General features: G+C 70.1%; 19 protein-coding genes. 4 read left to right on the top strand and 15 right to left on the bottom strand.

From position 1 onward, the window contains the following. Positions 1-1,298 precede the first annotated feature (1,298 nt). On the top strand, positions 1,299-2,807 hold the full coding sequence (locus WMF44_RS32895; RefSeq protein ID WP_437294004.1) for a hypothetical protein: 1,509 nt from the start codon (positions 1,299-1,301) through the stop codon (positions 2,805-2,807). Between the two features lie 12 nt (positions 2,808-2,819). Here the strand turns inward: WMF44_RS32895 and WMF44_RS32890 are convergent, their stop codons facing one another. Then, complete coding sequence (locus WMF44_RS32890) at positions 2,820-3,911, bottom strand: peroxiredoxin-like family protein (protein ID WP_437294003.1); 1,092 nt, start codon at positions 3,909-3,911, stop codon at positions 2,820-2,822. A gap of 88 nt (positions 3,912-3,999) precedes the next feature. On the opposite strand from WMF44_RS32890, the gene WMF44_RS32885 reads away from it, so the two are divergent. Both WMF44_RS32885 and WMF44_RS32880 read left to right on the top strand, forming a co-directional pair. After that, the gene (locus WMF44_RS32885) at positions 4,000-4,914 is read left to right on the top strand and encodes a LysR substrate-binding domain-containing protein (RefSeq protein ID WP_437294002.1); all 915 of its coding nucleotides are present in this window, start codon (positions 4,000-4,002) and stop codon (positions 4,912-4,914) included. A 104-nt stretch (positions 4,915-5,018) separates the two neighbouring features. Then, positions 5,019-5,495 carry a hypothetical protein gene (locus WMF44_RS32880; RefSeq protein WP_437294001.1) on the top strand — a complete coding sequence of 159 codons (477 nt, stop codon included), beginning with the start codon at positions 5,019-5,021 and terminating at the stop codon, positions 5,493-5,495. A 566-nt stretch (positions 5,496-6,061) separates the two neighbouring features. Here the strand turns inward: WMF44_RS32880 and WMF44_RS32875 are convergent. Both WMF44_RS32875 and WMF44_RS32870 read right to left on the bottom strand, forming a co-directional pair. Further along, complete coding sequence (locus WMF44_RS32875; RefSeq protein ID WP_437294000.1) at positions 6,062-6,247, bottom strand: hypothetical protein; 186 nt, start codon at positions 6,245-6,247, stop codon at positions 6,062-6,064. A 51-nt stretch (positions 6,248-6,298) separates the two neighbouring features. Beyond that, entirely contained in the window at positions 6,299-6,514 is a 216-nt protein-coding gene (locus WMF44_RS32870; protein WP_437293999.1) for a hypothetical protein, read from the bottom strand. A 337-nt stretch (positions 6,515-6,851) separates the two neighbouring features. Between WMF44_RS32870 and WMF44_RS32865 the strand changes: the two genes are divergently transcribed. After that, entirely contained in the window at positions 6,852-8,090 is a 1,239-nt protein-coding gene (locus tag WMF44_RS32865; RefSeq protein WP_437293998.1) for a tectonin domain-containing protein, read from the top strand. Between the two features lie 138 nt (positions 8,091-8,228). On the opposite strand, the gene WMF44_RS32860 is transcribed toward WMF44_RS32865, so the two are convergent. Genes WMF44_RS32860 through WMF44_RS32805 form a run of 12 tightly spaced genes read right to left on the bottom strand, consistent with a single transcriptional unit; the run spans position 8,229 to position 16,048 of the window. After that, positions 8,229-8,882: an FkbM family methyltransferase gene (locus WMF44_RS32860; protein ID WP_437293997.1), complete on the bottom strand. Its 654-nt coding sequence runs from the start codon at positions 8,880-8,882 to the stop codon at positions 8,229-8,231. A gap of 12 nt (positions 8,883-8,894) precedes the next feature. Next, a complete protein-coding gene (locus WMF44_RS32855) occupies positions 8,895-9,359 on the bottom strand; it encodes a PASTA domain-containing protein (protein ID WP_437293996.1) in 465 nt (154 codons plus the stop codon). Further along, entirely contained in the window at positions 9,356-9,943 is a 588-nt protein-coding gene (locus WMF44_RS32850) for a PASTA domain-containing protein (protein WP_437293995.1), read from the bottom strand. Before WMF44_RS32850 ends, WMF44_RS32855 begins: the two co-directional genes overlap by 4 nt. Next, a complete protein-coding gene (locus WMF44_RS32845) occupies positions 9,943-10,851 on the bottom strand; it encodes a PASTA domain-containing protein (RefSeq protein ID WP_437293994.1) in 909 nt (302 codons plus the stop codon). Before WMF44_RS32845 ends, WMF44_RS32850 begins: the two co-directional genes overlap by 1 nt. Beyond that, the gene (locus WMF44_RS32840) at positions 10,848-11,528 is read right to left on the bottom strand and encodes a hypothetical protein (RefSeq protein ID WP_437293993.1); all 681 of its coding nucleotides are present in this window, start codon (positions 11,526-11,528) and stop codon (positions 10,848-10,850) included. Before WMF44_RS32840 ends, WMF44_RS32845 begins: the two co-directional genes overlap by 4 nt. A 4-nt stretch (positions 11,529-11,532) precedes the next feature. Next, positions 11,533-12,207 carry a hypothetical protein gene (locus WMF44_RS32835; RefSeq protein WP_437293992.1) on the bottom strand — a complete coding sequence of 225 codons (675 nt, stop codon included), beginning with the start codon at positions 12,205-12,207 and terminating at the stop codon, positions 11,533-11,535. 3 nt (positions 12,208-12,210) lie between these two features. Next, positions 12,211-12,723: a hypothetical protein gene (locus WMF44_RS32830; protein WP_437293991.1), complete on the bottom strand. Its 513-nt coding sequence runs from the start codon at positions 12,721-12,723 to the stop codon at positions 12,211-12,213. A 17-nt stretch (positions 12,724-12,740) separates the two neighbouring features. After that, positions 12,741-13,238, bottom strand: a complete 498-nt coding sequence (locus WMF44_RS32825; protein WP_437293990.1) for a hypothetical protein — start codon at positions 13,236-13,238, stop codon at positions 12,741-12,743. A 56-nt stretch (positions 13,239-13,294) separates the two neighbouring features. After that, positions 13,295-13,744 (bottom strand): hypothetical protein, encoded by a 450-nt coding sequence (locus tag WMF44_RS32820; protein WP_437293989.1) that lies wholly within the window; start codon positions 13,742-13,744, stop codon positions 13,295-13,297. A gap of 6 nt (positions 13,745-13,750) precedes the next feature. Further along, positions 13,751-14,386: a hypothetical protein gene (locus WMF44_RS32815; protein WP_437293988.1), complete on the bottom strand. Its 636-nt coding sequence runs from the start codon at positions 14,384-14,386 to the stop codon at positions 13,751-13,753. Positions 14,387-14,405: 19 nt separating this feature from the next. Further along, positions 14,406-14,945, bottom strand: coding sequence for a peptidylprolyl isomerase (locus WMF44_RS32810; protein ID WP_437293987.1), 540 nt, complete (start codon positions 14,943-14,945; stop codon positions 14,406-14,408). Continuing rightward, entirely contained in the window at positions 14,942-16,048 is a 1,107-nt protein-coding gene (locus WMF44_RS32805; protein ID WP_437293986.1) for a hypothetical protein, read from the bottom strand. The genes WMF44_RS32810 and WMF44_RS32805 overlap by 4 nt, the downstream gene beginning before the upstream one ends. Positions 16,049-16,083: the final 35 nt, after the last annotated feature.

Here is a 16,083-nt window from a genome sequence, read left to right as displayed (position 1 = left end):
CTGGGAGCATGTTCCACCCGCAGCTGGCCAACCTTGGGCGTTATCATGCTGGACTCTTTCCCCGACGGGCAGGCAATGGGCTATTACCGTCGCTCTTTGACGAGCTCCTCCTGCGACAGCTATCGCAAGAGTGGCTCTCGCCAGTTAAAGTGTATGCCAACGCACTCAACGCTGGATCTGAGCTCGCCGCATGGTTTCCACACACGGGAGATCTGTACATAGCCAAGCGGCTCAATGAGTGGTATCGCCATTCGCGAGGCCGCATCATCGAACGTCGGGACGCGCATCACCCGAGACCTTCCGAGATGACGAGATGGTTCTTTCGATGGCGTGCGGGGAGCGAGGAGCTCCTCGACGCGCTGCCGAGTGTGCAAGCGGCCCCACCTGTATCTATTGGCGGTGCTACCGCGTATGATCCCGACCACGTATGGGTATGCCGATTCGATGCACGAGGCACACCTTACCTGAGCCGATTTGACACCGCATCATCGGGCGACAGGCTGGAATAGGGCGTATCGGATAGCGCCTGTGACGACGCGAAGTCCTTCGCCAGTGCGTCCGTTGCTGCTGGAACGCTTCTCCCCCTGGCTGTTCGTCAACCAAAACGGTCGGCGAACGGCCAGTCACCAGAACCCGACGTGTCCCCTCGACCTCCGCGACCCACTTCGCACCCCCGGCCAGCTGGACATCGACGATGGCGGCGAGCTCGCCGGCGAGGGAAACTGACGTCGCCTGACGTCGCCTGACGTCGCGTGCGAGCGCAGCCCGTCGCGCGGCGACGTGAACAGGCAGGCGCGAGCGGGCGCCGAGGGTGGCACGCTGCTCTGCATCTCCCGGAACCTGACGGCCAGCCCGCCGTGTTACGCACGGGGAAGGAGCCCGTCGATGCCGCAACGAACCCGTCTGGGCTATCCTCGGCGGGATGACGGTCCAGGAGCTCCACGTCGCGGGATACCGCTCGATCCGCGAGCTGACCCTCCCCCTCGCGCAGGTCAACGTCATCGTCGGACCGAACGGCGTCGGCAAGACCAACTGGCAGAGCGGATCCGGAAGGCGACGCCCTGCCGGCTCATCGAGCTTGACAAGAACGGCGGAGAGACGGTGCTGGCGCACGGCGCGGCGGAGAAGGAATGACGTCCGCCCCCGAGTGAGCCCTGCGAGCGGAGCCGGCGCGGGGGGACGAGATCTCTTTTCCTGGTCAAGCGGAGGGCAGCGACGTGGCCGAGCTCGATCACGTGGCCCGCGGCCGCTCCCCGTTGAACGGTCCTGTACCCGCGGCGTAACATCGACGGAGAACCATGCGAAGCCCGAACCTTACGTACCTGTCCTCTGCGCTGTTGCTCGTCGCGGCCGGCTGCAGCGCCGCGCCGCCAGCGGGCGAGCCGTCGGAGTCCTCCTGTCTCGAGCGCCTCGCCGCCGGTATTCCGGAGGTTGGCTGCGGGGTGTTCGTCGCTGGCTACACCCTGGGGGCGGATGACGAGAACCCCGGCACGAGGTCCAGGCCGGTGCAGAGCCTGGACCGCGGCATCGAGCTCGCGAGTACCGGGCGAGGACGCGTCTTCGCGTGCAACCAGGCGTTCCGTGCTCCCATCTCGCTGCCGTCCGGCGTGGATCTCGTCGGGGGATTCAACTGCACGACGTGGGAGCGTGAGAACGGCGATCCCACGCGGATTACATCGCTGAACTCGAGCTCCCGCTCCTTGACCATCATGCCGCCGGCCCCCGGAGAGACGGGAGCCGCGGACGGGGTATCGATGATCATGGACGTGCAGCTCTGGGCGGAGGGCTCGACCGCGATGCTCGTCCACTCCAAGACGGCGGCGGAGCTGATCCGGGGCCAGATTCACACCGGAGCCGGGAAGGCGGGCGAAGATGGCTACCCGTGGCCCTCGCCGAACCGGGGAAGACACGGACACGATGGGCAGGAGGGGGGAGACGCGTGCTCGGCGGCCACCGTTCCTGGCGGCGCAGCGGTGGAGAACCCGTGCTTCGAAGTCATCCCGAGCAGCGTCCCGAGCATCGGTGGCAAAGGAGGGGATGGGCTGCCCGACGCCGCTGGCGACGGCGAGCACGGGGAGCCGCGCGTGGCGGCCACCTCGACGGACGGACGGGGAGGCGCGGGGGAGGAAACGGACGCCCCTTGCGAAGCGGGTCGAGCCGGGCTCGATGGCGAGCCCGGTGCGCTGGGCACCGTCGATGGGGGCATCGGGGACATCACCCCGAGAGGGTGGGAAGGCGACAGAGCCAGCTACGGAGGTGATGGCACGCCAGGCCAGGGCGGCGGCGGGGGAGGCGGTCGTCGGGGCGGGCTCGCCGTCTGCGATGCGGCGTCCAAGGGAGGCGCCAGCGGCGGCTCCGGGGGCGCTGGCGGCTGCGCGGGCCGAGGCGGCCGAGGGGGCGAGAACGGACATCCGACGATCGGCATCATCGCGCTTCACGCCAAGCTGACCGTGCGCGATACCTCGATCTGGACAGGCGAAGCCGGTCCGGGCGGCAACGGTGGCGCCCCCGAGAAAGGCGGCCGAGGCGGCCGAGGCGGGCCGGGAGGCGCCCTGGGCGACGGCACCCGAGCCTGCGCCGGGGGCAACGGGGGCGACGGGGGCCCCGGCGGCTACGGCGGCCCCGGACGCGGCGGCGACTCGATCGGCATCGCCTACCTCGACGAGGATCGGCTCACGCTGGAGGGGCTCACGGTCGAGCACGGGACGCCGGGCAAGGGCGGTATCAGCTGGGACGTCGACGGCACGCTGGTGAGGGGACCGAGCGGCGAGGCCCACGAGACGCTTCGCTTCGCCGAAGCCGAATAGCCGCGGTCACGTTCACCGCGCGCACACCTCGGCGGCCGCGCGCACGCTCGGCGCCGCAGGCGCACGCGTCAGCGCGAGGACCTCGTCGACCGACCACTGATCGCCCGCGTGCTCGCCGTACTTGCTCGCGAGCACGCGGCCGTCGGGCGCGACGAGGAAGTCGGCCGGGAGCCCGAATCGACCGCCGGTCGGGATCAGCGCGGGCGGCCGCTCGCGTCCGCGCAGGATCGCGATCGCGCTCCGCGCCACCGAGCGGACGATGGTGGGCCACACGCGCGGATCGAACACCGAGAGGAGTGACGGCTCGGCGCCGAGCTCCGCATACAGCCGCTTCTCGGGATCGGGCACCACCGCGAAGGGGAGCCCATCGACGTGGAGCCGGAGCTCGTCGGCGCTCGAGTGGAACACGACCACCTCGCGGATCCCGGCCGCCGCGATCTCGTCGTGACGGACGGTGATCGAGCGGAGGTGGAGGTTGCACACCGGGCAGCCCGCGAAGCGACGGAGCTGGAGGTGCACGATCCGCGTGGGATCGGGGAGGCGGATCCGCTCGCCGTGGACGCCCACGAGCTCGCGCGCGCCGAGCACGGCCCCGGGCGCGAGCCTCGTGACACGGCGGCGCAGGTCGCCGATCAGGCCGAGGGCCGCGATCGCGGTGATCGCCGCGGGGACGATCTGCCCGACGCCGGTGATCTCGAAGAAGGCATCGCTCGGGAGCTCGTACGTGGGCGGCGGGAACATCCGGAGGAGCAGGTCGCGAGGCGCGCCCGCGAAGAAGAGGAGGTTCTTCGCGACGTGGTTGTATGCGCCCTCGAAGAGCCCGGTCGAGGTCACCGGGAACGCGAGGGCGAGCGCCGCGAGCGCGCCCCCGGAGATGCGGCCGGCGCGCGTGCCCGGGCTCCGCCGGTACCCCGCGTACGCCAGCGCGATGGGGACGCCGAGCGCGAGCGCGACGGCGGCGCCGTGGAGGCGCCACGGCGTCGCGTACCGAACGCCGCCGTAGACGTGGTGGATCGCGGTCGCGGCGAGCGTCGCGATCGCTCCGAGGATGACCGCCCTGGCGCGCGGGCTGGGAGAGGTGGCGCCGACGTTCACGGTGCTCATGCAGGGCACCGTGGCTCGTGCGCGCGGCGCAAACCATCGCCGAAGGCGAACAACTTTCGTGCATGATACGCATCAATCGAGGTGCGACATGGACCGGCTCGCAGCGATCGAAGCGTTCGTCGAGGCCGCGGAGCTCGGGAGCTTCACGCTCGCCGCGCGCCGGCTGCGCGTCACGCCGTCCGCGGTCAGCCGCCGCATCACGCAGCTCGAGGGCGAGGTCGGCGTGCGGCTCTTCCACCGCACGACGCGCGCGGTGACGCTCTCCGACGAAGGGCGCGCGTTCTTCGAGCGCGCCCGCGCCGCGCTGCGCGAGCTCGACGACGCGCAGCGCGCCACCTCGGGTCTGCGCGATCGACCGGCCGGGCTCCTCCGCGTGGAGGCGCCGACGGTGATCGGCCGTCACGTGATCGTGCCGGTGCTCGCGCGCTTCGCCGAGCGCTACCCCGACGTCGACGTCGAGCTCGTGCTGCGCGACGACCCGGCCGATCTCGCGTCGGAGCGGATCGACGTCGCGGTCCGGCTGGGCGCGCTGCCGGACTCAGGGCTGATCGCACGCCCGGTCGGCCGCTCTCGGATGCTCGTCTGCGGCGCGCCCGGCTACCTGCGCGAGCACGGCCGGCCTCGCGCGGTCGACGACCTCGAGCGCCACGTGCGCCTCGGGTACGCGCTGCACGGCCGGCTCATCCCGTGGCGCCTCCGCGACGGCGCGAAGGTGCGCGAGATCGCGCCCACGCGGCGCATTGTCGTCGACGACGGCGAGGCGCTGATCGAGCTGGCGATCGAGGGCGCCGGCCTCGCGTGGCTGTGCGACTTCATGCTGGCGCGCGCGGGCAAGGCGCGGGAGCTCGTCGAGGTGCTCCCGGAAACCGCGTGTGATGCGGTCGCGATCTCGGTCGTATCGCTGCCGACCCGCCACGTCCTGCCGAAGGTGCGCGCCTTCACCGAGCACCTCCGGCGCGCCCTCGCGCCCGACGGCGCGGCGAAGCGGCGCTCCACGCGATGATCCGGCGACCAGGTGAGCGGTGAGCGCGGTTCGGCGACCTGGGTCGTCCGGGTAGCAACGCACGCTGCATTCGGAGAGGAACGCTCCGCTTGCTACGCTGGGGCATGCGCTCCTGGCTCCTCCTCGTTGCGTTGAGTGTTTCAGCGGCCTGCGGATCCTCGAATCTCAGCGGTGAAACGACAAGCGGCGCTGGCGCAGCGGGCGGCTCCGACGGCGCGGGCGCGGCGGGCGGCGCGGGCGCGGCGGGCGGCGCGGCGGGCGGCGCGGGCGCGGCGGGTGGTTCCAGCGGCACGGGCATGACGGCCAGCTCCAGCGGCGCCGGCGGGTCGGGCGGCGCGGGCGCGGCGGGTGGTTCCGGCAGCGCGGGCGGCGCGTGGTCCTGCACGACGCCGGCAGCGTGTCAGCCCCTCGAGTGCCCCACGGACAGCGAGGAGCTGCTCATGCTGGACGGCACGGCGTGTCCGGACCACGTCGGCCTCGAGTGCCCCAAGGCGCCCGGCTGCACCTCCGTGCGCTGCACGTGCGCGCTGAATCCGGAGACGGGAACCGCCTTGTGGCAATGCCTCACGTTCCCCTGCTGAAGGAGCAGCGACGCCCCATGGAGTCATCGGCGGCTCAAGGAGCACGCCAATCGTCGCAAGCGCGTCTATCAACTCCTCGTCGCGGAGGACTCCATCCGTCTCCACCACGCAGTAAAAAGCGCGCCGCGGAGGCAGGCGGCGGAGAGAACCCGAGGCGGGCGGCGCAGGTCGAGCGGCTCGGTGGCGACGTAGATCGAGACGCGGCCCGGGATCATCGCACGCCTCCGAGTGCGTGAACGACGCGCGCCAGCGTATCCTCATCGAACGTCGGTGGCACGCGCACGACCGCCCCGGCGAGGGGTTCTACGCAGCGCAGAGGCTCCAAAAAAGCGTGCAGGTCACCGGACGGGTACGGAAGATGCGCGACCGGACGCGATCGGGACGTCGATCATTAGCGCGGCTACCCCGACCGGCGATGAGGGCGAGACGACGACCTCCGAGCGCGTGCGGCGGGGCGACCGGCTAAGCACCGTTGGCGGCGTTGCATCGCTCGCTGCTTCGCGGCGACGCGACGCCTCTCGAGCTCGCGGGTGTGTCGTTCGAGGCGCTCGCCGCCCTGTGCGAGCTCACCACCATGCGCCGAGATCCGCCCCGTCCGCGGAGCGCGTGGGCTCGCGCGGTGACGCGCGCGCGAGCTCCTCGATGCGCGGTTCACCGAATCGATCGCGCTCGACGAGCTCGCCGCCCACGCGCGACTCGACAAGTTCCGCCTCTGTCGTGTCTTCCGCGAGGAGGTCGGGCTTCCCCCGCACGCGTACGTGACCTACCGGCGCGTCGGCCTCGCAGGGGCGGCCGCGCCGCGCCTACGCCTGCCGGATCAGCCTGTCGATCTCCGGCGGGATGCAGCCGTAGCCTTCGGCGGCGGCGAGCAAGGCGGCGTTGTGAGGCAGCCCGAGCAGGAAGCTCCGCGAATAAGGGGTGCCCTTGAGGCTCTTGAGGCGGCGGAGCAAGGGGGCGATCCCGCGGGCCATGGCGTCGCGGGCGCCGCGGAGGTCGCCCGGCCGTCGCAGTGAGTGCAACGGAGGACGTCGATCGCGAACGTGCGTCGCATGAGCTCGCCCATTCGATGCGCGGCGCTGTTGCGAGCAGCAGGCCACCGAGGAGCCTGTCGAGGTGGCGGACGGAGATGCCGAAGTCGGTGATCGCCACTTCCCCGGAAGCAACGGCGGCCGCGCGAGGCGCCGATGGCGTGATCGCGACGTGCGGGCCGGACAGCGGAGCATGTCCGGATCGCCGACCGGATCCCCCCGCGGACGGAGTCAACAGCCCAAGCCCCGTAGCTCCCCACCCTGCGCTCCCGCACCACGGACCGACTACCGGCCGCATCGATATCTGCTGGACACGATGCCGTGTTCCATGAACGCGGCCCGTCTTGATATAGTCGCTGCAAAAATGAAGTCCACCACCCGCGCGACGCTCGTCCTCTGCTTCGTCTCCCTCGCCTCCTGCGGCGGCGCGGAGGGACCCCGCATCGGCGGTGGCTACCAGGAGTACGAGTGCCCCGCCCCAGTCGGCAAGATCGTCCGCGAGGACTGCTCGCAGGTTGCGCTCCGCTACGAAGGCGCATCGTTCAAGGGCACCGTCGGCGCCGGCCCCGTTTCGGCCGAGGCCTCGTACAAGCAGACCGCGATCCGGGAGGCCGACGCGCTCGTCGCGATGCTCAAGGAGAACCGCGTCGCGCTCTGCAACAACTTCAACACCTGCAAGATGAACGTCACCGAGTACAAGCAGGAGCAGGCCGCGATCGATGACTCCTACATGGCGCTCCTCGCGCTCAAGGATCGCATGGCTCAGCTCGACGCCGAGGGCGCCGCCAAGCTCCTCACGGAACTCCAGAAGATCCGGCTCCGCACGCCATCGCCCGTGACGCCGCCTGCCGGGCCGCCCTCGACGCCGCCCGACGTGCGCGTCACGCAGAGCGGGGACTGGACGCAGCTCGACGGATCCGCGTTCGACGTCGGCGTGGGCGCGGGCGGATCGGTGTGGGTCATCGGCATCAACTCGGTCCCCGGCGGATACGGCATCTACCACCGCACCGGCGCGAGCTGGACGTCGATCGACGGCGGCGCCGTGCGCATCGCCGTGGATCCCTCCGGCGAACCGTGGGTCGTGAACAGCGGCGATTTCATCTTCCGTCACACGCCGACAGGCTGGCAGCAGCTCCCCGGCAGCGCGAAGGACATCGGCGTCGGCGCTAACGGCGCTGTCTGGATCATCGGCACCGACTCCACGCCAGGAGGCTTCGGGGTTCATCGCTGGACCGGAGCGAGTTGGACCCGCGTCGAGGGCGGCGCCGTGCGCATCGCCGTGGATCCTTCCGGCGAACCGTGGGTCGTGAACAGCTCCGACGCCATCTTCCGTCACACAGCCGGCGGCTGGCAGCAGCTCCCGGGCAGCGCCAAGGATATCGGCGTCGGCGCCAACGGCGCGGTCTGGGTCATTGGCACCAACTCGGTCCCCGGCGGATTCGACATCTATCGCTGGGCCGGAGCCACGTGGGTCAGTGTTCCCGGAGGCGCGACGCAGATCTCCGTCTCTCCCGAAGGGAAGCCGTGGGTCGTCAACAGCGATCGCGCCATCTTCCGCTGGAACTGACCCGCAGCGGCCCACCCCGAGGGCTAGCACCGTTCGCGCAGGCAGACGCGCAGACACGAAGTACGGATTCACCCTGTGTCTGCCGGCTCCTATTCATCCCTCCAACACCATCACGCTGCGATCCCGCGACGCCCCACGTCAGAACACCTCGATGACGCTCCGCGCGGGCGGGATGTGCCTCTGGCACACGTCGATCAGGCGCTCCACGGTGCAATCGGGCCGCTCGTGGGCGCGGTGGAACTCGGCCGACAGGTAATCGGTGCGGGCCAGGCAATCCAGCCCCGCCGGAAGGATCTCGAACTCGGCCCCCTCGGCGTCGATCTTCAAGAGCCGCGCGCCGGCCGGCGCGCAGACCTCGTAGACCTTGCGCAGGGTCCAGCTCTCGACCTGACTGCGATGGACGAGGCTTGCGTCGCCGGCGTAGTAGAGTGACGCGCCGCCCGACATGGTGTTGGGCGCGGCGATATCGACGCGCCGCCCGTCGCCGGTGACGGCCAGGTGATGCGCGGTGACGTTACCCACCTGGTTCCGCTTCAGGTTCTCGACGAGGTGGCGGTAGCTCACCGCCAGCGGCTCGAAGGCGTGGATGGTCACCTCGGGGTGCAGCTTGGCCACGACGATCGAGAACAGTCCGATATTGGCGCCGACGTCGATGACCACGTCGTTCGCGACGAAGGGAATGCGCGCGAGACCGTAGCAATCGCGCGCCAGCTCGCCGGCGATGTAGGGCGCCGTCACCGATCCTTCGAAGTCGACGACGTCAATGGTATGTCCCAGAATCTGGAATTGCATGTCGCACGGGGATCAACGAACGATGACCTGCACCAGCGTACCCGGAAGCGCCTGCGCACCCGGCGGGGGCTGTTGCTCGCTCACGCGGCCGGCTGAGCCGGGGTGGATGGGGGTTTTCCCCCCATCGCGACCGGTGGCGTTGGCGATCGTGGTCATCGCGATGCTCAACCCGACGGCCTGCAGCTTGCGGCGCGCGAGCGCGGGCGTGTAGCCGCGCACGTCGGGCACCGCGACCGGCTCCCCCGGGTTGGTCGCGCCCCCCGCGGCGTGAAAGCTGAAGTCCATGGCGCTGCCCCCCGCCGGCGCGCTGAAGTCGAGCCCGACTGAGTTATCCACGATCGCTGCCGCGCCCTGAAGTCGAAGTGCGAGACCGGTGAGCCGGAGTTGGCTCTGGCTCGATCGCAGCACGGCGTCCGCCGACGCGAGCTGGCTGCCCACGCTGGCCGCGATCTCGCCGAGGTGCATCTTGCGGCTCAAGTCGTCCCCACCGTCGCCTTCTCGTCGGGGCCGAGCACCGCGCCGGGGGCGGGCGACTGGGTCATCAGCACCGCGGAGCTGGGAGCCTCCGGGAAGATCGCGTCGATACCCAGCATCGAGAGCCGCGCGCGCGCCTCGCCGAGCTGCAGGCCGACGAGCGACGGCATCACGCGGATCGCCTCCGCGGCAGTGCTCGGCGGGACCGGCACGATGCGGAACTTCACGCGGCTCGAGGCCGTGAGCGAGAAATTGTAGCGTGACGTGTACCCGGCATCCATCGGCGCCGCATACAGCTTGATCTTCGAGCGCGGCGCGGGTGTCGCAGCCGTCGACTCGGCGCCGCTGACCGTGAGCGCGACCTGAATCTCTCCTTCTGCCTCGGGGATGTGATACCAGGTCGGTCTGTAGCCGATCGCCTGGAGCTCGCGGAAGAACTCCTCATCGCTCTCGTAGACCTCGCGCAGCGCCGCGAGCGACGCCGAATCGAGCGCGCGCTGCGCGTCGGCGACGCCACGACCCACGGAGGCGATCAGGTCGCCGAGCGGCGCGGAGAGCGCATCATGGAGCTTGTCGTCGATTGCCATCAGGAGCCCTCCGCGGCTTTGCCGATGAAGAGTTGCACGCGCGCGTCGGGGTCGGCAGGCGTACCGGCCTTCGGCGTCTGGCGGACGACGCGGCCGACCGCGCGCGGGTCCGCGACGACCTCGCTCGCGATGGTTGCGGTGAGGCCGGCGGCCGCGAGCTTGCGTACCGCGAGCTCGCGCGTGTAGCCGGAGAGGTCGGGGAGCGCGGGCCCGGGCGGCGGTTTCGTCGGGACGATCACGCCGCTCAGCTCGGGGCGGAGCGCGAACGAGAGCTCGGACAGGCCGTTCCCGTTCTTCGCCAGCTCCGCGTCCGGAAACTGAAGGCCGAGATCCTCCCCCGAGCCCGCCGGCAGCCCGCGCACCGTGAGGGTCGCGCCGGTGAGCTTGAAATCGCGGCTGGCGGTAGCGACGCTGGAGAGCTGTTGCGCGGTGCTGCCGAAGAGCACGCTCAGGGGCACCGGCTTCGAGAAGTCGACCGCAGTCGTGAGCGGAGGCACCGTCGTTCCCCTGTCGATCAGCGGCGGGGTGACCTCCGTGTTCGCCGGCGGCTTCGCTGCCGTCTCGCGGAGCAACGCGCCCGGCGCTCCGAAGACGCGCCCCTCTTTCGCATGGAACGCGTTCCACGCGAGCCCGTTCGGCTGCATCACGATCTCGCCGAGGTTGGCGCTCTGCTCATCCGCCTTCGCGGGAAATGCCAGCACGGGCTGCCCATCGATGGTCAGCGCCCAGACCGGCGGCACCAGGTCGGGCGTGCTCAACGAGAGCGCGCCCTGGCGCACCACGCCGCTCGCGAGCACGCGGGCGGGGACTTCGAGGTCTCTCTCAACGTGACCGGGCGCGACCATGTCGACCTTGGCGCTCGCCAGCGGAGCGCCATCGGCGGTGATGACGCGTGCCGTGATCTTCACGTCTTCACCTCGTAGACGAGGGTGTCCGTGCGCGAGAGCACGTCGACCACGATCACCAAGAGCCCCGGCTCCTGCCCCTTGCCGATGGACAGCGACGCGTGCGCGACGCCGCGATCGTCGGTCGTGAGCTGGCCGCGGTCGAAGGCCGTGCCCGCCGCCACGCTGAAGGGGCGACCGGCGGCCTGATTGAGCGCGACGCTCTCCTCGCGATCGACGTTGATTTGCACCTCGACTCCCACGAGCGGCTCACCGGCGGCGTTGCTCACGGCGACGCGCACGATCGGCGCCTCCGGGGCGGTCGCGTCCACCGTGCTACGGATGAGCGGCGCGGGGAGGCCGCCGTTGGGCGGCACCGCGATGAACGCCCCCTTCACCGTCGCCGCGATCTCGAGCGTCGACGACGCCTCCTCCCCCGTCAGCGGCCTGAAGAGCAGGTGCTTGTCGCTGGGTCGTATCGGCCGCAGGGCCCGGTACCGCTGCGAGAGCGCCTGGTCCTCCACCACCGTGAGGTTCATCTTCAGCTCGAACTCGACGCGCGGGAGCTGGTAGACCACCGACGCGCCCGGGGGCCCCGAGGCGGCAGCGCGCGTGAGCTCCGCCTGGGCGTGCGAGATCCCGTCGGCGAGGCTGAGGAGGAAGTCGTCGAGCGTCGAGAACGCATCCTTCGGGTCGGCCATCGAATCAATCCTCGGTCCCGGCGCTCCGCCTGCGGCGGCCGCGCGCCGCGCGGCGATCCAGGCGCGCGTGCAGCTCGGCGCGCTCGCGGTTGCGCGCCTCCGACACCGCCGCGGCCAGCTCGCGGAAGCGCTCGCTGCGCTCGTCGAACAGCGTCCACTCCGCGCGCCGCGCGTTCTCGCGCACCTGCAGCGCAGCCCGGCGCTGGTCGGCCCAGCGCTTCTGGATCCCCTCGCTCACGCGACGTTCCCGCTCGATCTGCTCTAGCAGCTCGCGCCGCCGGCGCTCGTCGGCGATCCGCAAGAGCTCGCGCTGGACCGCGGCGCGCTCCTGCTCGTGCTTGCGATCGGCGCGCTGCTGCTCCTCGAGCATCCGCAGCCGCGCTCGCTCGAGCGCCCGCCGCCTCGCCGTGCTCGCGCGCAGCTCCTCGATGGTGATCCGCCGGTCGTCCATGCGCGATTGGGCCGTGTGGATCGGCATGGGGAAGCGCGCGTTCTCGCGCTTGTCCTCTTCGCTGACCGGCTCCTTGCCGAGCAGCCGGCCGAGCTCACGCTCGAGGCGCGCCCGCTCGGCGAGCAGCGCCGCCAGCCGCTCGTTGCGCGGCAGCGGTGGCGCGGGCGGCTCGCCGGCCTCCTCCTCCTCCTCGAGCTCGTCCCACGCGATGTAGGCGCCGTCCGACATCGGCTATCCCGCCGCCAGGAGCGCCCTGATGCGCTGCTCGAAGATCGCGGGGGTGGGCACGGGCTGGATCTTGGTGCGGATGAGGCTCGAGCCCTCCGCGCTGTAGTTGTACTTGTTCGCGTACGACGCGCTCACCGAGCTGCAGCTCGCCCCCGCCGCGAAGAGCGCGAAGTAGCTGTTGAAGCTGCCGCGGAACGTGCTCAGCGACGACGAGATCTCGTTCGAGATGGTGATCGAGATCTTCACCTCGATGATGGTGTCGACGAAGTGGTAGAACGAGGGGGTGAAGCCGAGCTCCAGCATCGAGAGTTGCTGGCCGCCGAACTCCACGAGGAGCCGCTCTGAGTGCGTCCCGTCGCCGGTGGCGTTGGGCACGTCGTAGGGCTGCCCCGCCATGATCTGCGCGATCTTCATCGAGGTCGTGTCGAGCTGAAGCTGCGCCTGCGCGATGGCCTGCCCGAGGCTCGTGACCATCTCGCCGAAAGGCACGTTCAGGAGCTCTTGGCCGATTGCCATGGTGGTCTCTCCTCTGGCTAGGTGTTGGCCGGCTCGATGAGCTTGCGAATGCGCTCTTCGAGGATCGCGGGCGGCGGCACCGGCGTGAGTTTGGTGCGGAGCAGGCTCGAGCCCTCAGCCGTGTAGTTGTACTTGGAGCTGTACGTCGCGTCGACTGGCGTCGTCGTGACCGACCAGTCGAGAGCGCCGTTACCGAAGACGAGGCGAGAAACCTTGCGCTCACCCTTGATGGTGTTGGTCGACGCGTACTCGCGGCTCATCTTGATGGCGATCTTCACCTCGATGATGGTGTCGACGAATTGATAGAACGTCGGCGTGAAGCCTAGTTCGATCATGCTGAGCTGCTCGTTGTTGAAGGAGACGCGGGTGTCGGTCACGACACCGCTCGGGGTGCCGTCCGGGTTGCGCTCCACTTTCTTGCCGCTCATCATCTCGGCCACGCGCAGGCTCGACTCGTCGAGTTGGACCTGCGCGTCCGCGATAGCGAATGCCATCTGCCGGATCATGTCTCCCATGGGGACGTTCAAGATGTCATGTCCGATAGTCATTCTGCGCCCGCTCTACTGTGGGTTCACTTGGGGAGGGTTGACCGCAAGGTCTCGTTGAAGATGGACGGCGGCGGCACCGCGACGAACTTCGCGCGGATGGAGCTCGAGGCGCTCGCATCGAACGAGTATCGGTTGGAGTAGTGCGCGTTCACGGAGGCCGCGAAGAAGTACACGTTCACGCCGATCGACCCGCCGACGCCGAACTCGGTGGTGTCGCTCGAGCTGAAGGCGACGCGCGCTTCGATCACCGCCTCGGTGATCTGAAAGAACGTCGGCGCGAACCCGAGCTCGAGGAGCGACCGCGTCCCCTGGCCGTTCAAGTCGACGCCGTTCTCCGGGTTGGCAAGCAGCTGCGCGATGGCGAGCGAGTTCTGGTCCATCGCGAGCTGCGCCTGCGAGATGGCGACGCCGAGCCGCTGCACCAGCTCGGGGAGCGGCGCCTGCATGAGCTCGGTCGTGACCTGGGTGGGCATGGCGCGCTACGGTCCCGAGCCGATGCCGAAGTTCGTGCGAAGCGCCTCGAGAAATGCGGGCGGCGCCGGCACGGCCACCATCTTGGTCGTCACCTTGGAGGCTGCGCTGCTATCGAAATCGTAGCGGCGTGTGTAGTCCGCGCTGAGCGTGAGGCCGAACATCGTCGAGCTCGCGGACGACGCTGCGGTGCTGAGGATCTGCGTGCCGAGCGGCGCCGCGTTCGCGGGGAGCCCGGAGCTGCCGCCCGAAGGCCCGGTGGGCCCCGCGGCGCCGGTGCCCGTCAGCGAGCTCGTGCTCGTGCCTGTCGCGCCGGTGCCGCTCGTGGAGGTGTTGCTCACGCTCAACGTGGCACCGACGTGAAAGGTCTCGCTCGTGCGTATCGACAACGCCACCGAGACCTCGATGGTGGTCTCGGTGAAGTGATAGAACGTCGGCAGGAACCCGAGCTCGAGCAGCGATCGGGTAACGACCGCTCCCCCTGCGTTGGTCAGGTCGAGCGTGCTCATGCCGAGCTCCATCGCCGTCTGGATGCTCATCTCGTCGAGCGAGCGCTGGGCAATGGCGATGGCGCGCCCCATGCGCTCGACGATCTGGTCCATCGGGACATCGAGCAGTGCTTGGCCGAGCTGCGTGTCGGGCATGATGTGCCTCTCGATACCCTCAGGGCTTCGGTGGTAAAGGACCGTCCTGGACGGTGTCGCGCCTTACGGAGAAATATCGCAAGCGGCGTTGCTCGTCAAGCACCCGCTCGGCGCTGATCGTGAGCCCGCGCTTGAGCCAGTCGAGCAGCCGCTCCGAGAGCGGCAACTTCGCGGGCGCGCGCGCGGCCGTCGCGACGGCGAGCTCGAGCGCGGACCGCGCCGGCCCCGTCTCCCCGAGCTTGAGGAGCACTGCCGCCTTGCGCTGATGCACCGACGCGAGATCGAGCCACGCCACCGGGTGCGCCGGGGGGTGCGATCGATAGTGCTCGATGGCGCGCTCGCAGTAGTCGAGGACGCTGTCGTGGGCGCCCATCAACTCGAGCGATTCCATCGTCGCCTCGAGGTAATGGCGGAAGAACACCTCGGGTGCGCCGGAGCTCACGGCGAGACGCATCGCTTCTCGGTAGTGGCGGAGCGCGGTCGGGTAATCCTGCCGCAGCGCGGCCTGCTTGCCCGCCTCCGCGATCGTCAGGTGCTCTCTCGCGGGGACGGGCGTCATCGCTCGACGAGGTGGCTGGAGACGCCGTACCTGCGCAGCTCGTGCTGCAGCCAGCGTGCCTGCGTCTTGGTCAATGGCCCCCGCAGCGCGGCGCAATCGGGCTTCTCGAACTCGGCGGCGGAGGACTTGCCGGCGATCGCCTCGACCCACGCGCGCGCCGCGCCCCTCTCGCCGCCGGGCTTGAGCGCGAGGCCGAAGCTCATGAGCGAGAGCAGCGTGCCAGTCGCGCGGCCTCCGCGCGCGTGAGCGGCCTCGAGCAGCTCGACCATCCGCGGCGCACGCACGTTCTCGGCGAGCACGAAAGGGAGCCTCTTGAGCGCCTTGGCCGCGGTCGCCTCTTTCAGGCCGGTCGTCGAGACGAGGAGCTCGATCATCGCGGGGGTCTCTGGTGCGGCCACGAGCTTGACGTCGAAGCGCTGGAGATCGCGGTTCAAGATGCGCACCTTCGCGGCCGTACGCGACAGCTCGCTCCACAGCTTCTGTGCGGCCTCGGCGGTGAGGCCCGCGGCGAGGAAGTGGCCGCTGGCGCCGGAGACGCTCGCGCTCGTCGCGCCCGGGAGCACCTCGGCGAGGATCCTGCTGGTCGCGTCGTCGCCCGCCTCGGCCGCGACGTCGAACGCCGCCGAGGCGACTCGCGATACGTCGACCTCGGCCCCGAGCGGGGCGAAGCGCCGCTCGAGCGCGGCGACGGTGGCGAGCGAGACGCCGCCGATCAGCACCGCCGGGATCCCGCACACCATCCGCTTTGCCGTTTCGAGATCGACGCCGAGCACGCGCGCGCCCGCCTCGATGATTCCGAGCACGTTGTCGAAGCGCTTGATCGCGATCGCGACCTCCAGATCGCCGACGCCTGCGTCGAACGGCTCCCCCATCGGCACGAGGTCGACGTCGACGCCGGTGCCGCGCAGCACCTCGACGAGCTTCGAGCCCGTCTCGCGAGTGACGTTGGCGAGCAGCTCGGAGGGGGCGCGAAAGAGGAGCGCGGCGAGCTCGGCGTCGCTCCCGCGGCCGAGCGGCCGCAGCGAGGAGATCACCGAGGCGTCCGCGGTGCCGATCGATCGCACGAGCAGGCGATACCCTTCCTCCGCCTCGATCGCCGTCATGAGGGCAGCGAGGATGCTCTCCGCCCGATCTTTTG

Source organism: Sorangium sp. So ce426 (genome assembly GCF_051475585.1).
GTDB classification, from domain to species: domain Bacteria; phylum Myxococcota_A; class Polyangia; order Polyangiales; family Polyangiaceae; genus Sorangium; species Sorangium cellulosum_B.
Note: the sequence above shows the minus strand (reverse complement) of the source record. Positions and strands in the feature narration are given on the sequence as shown.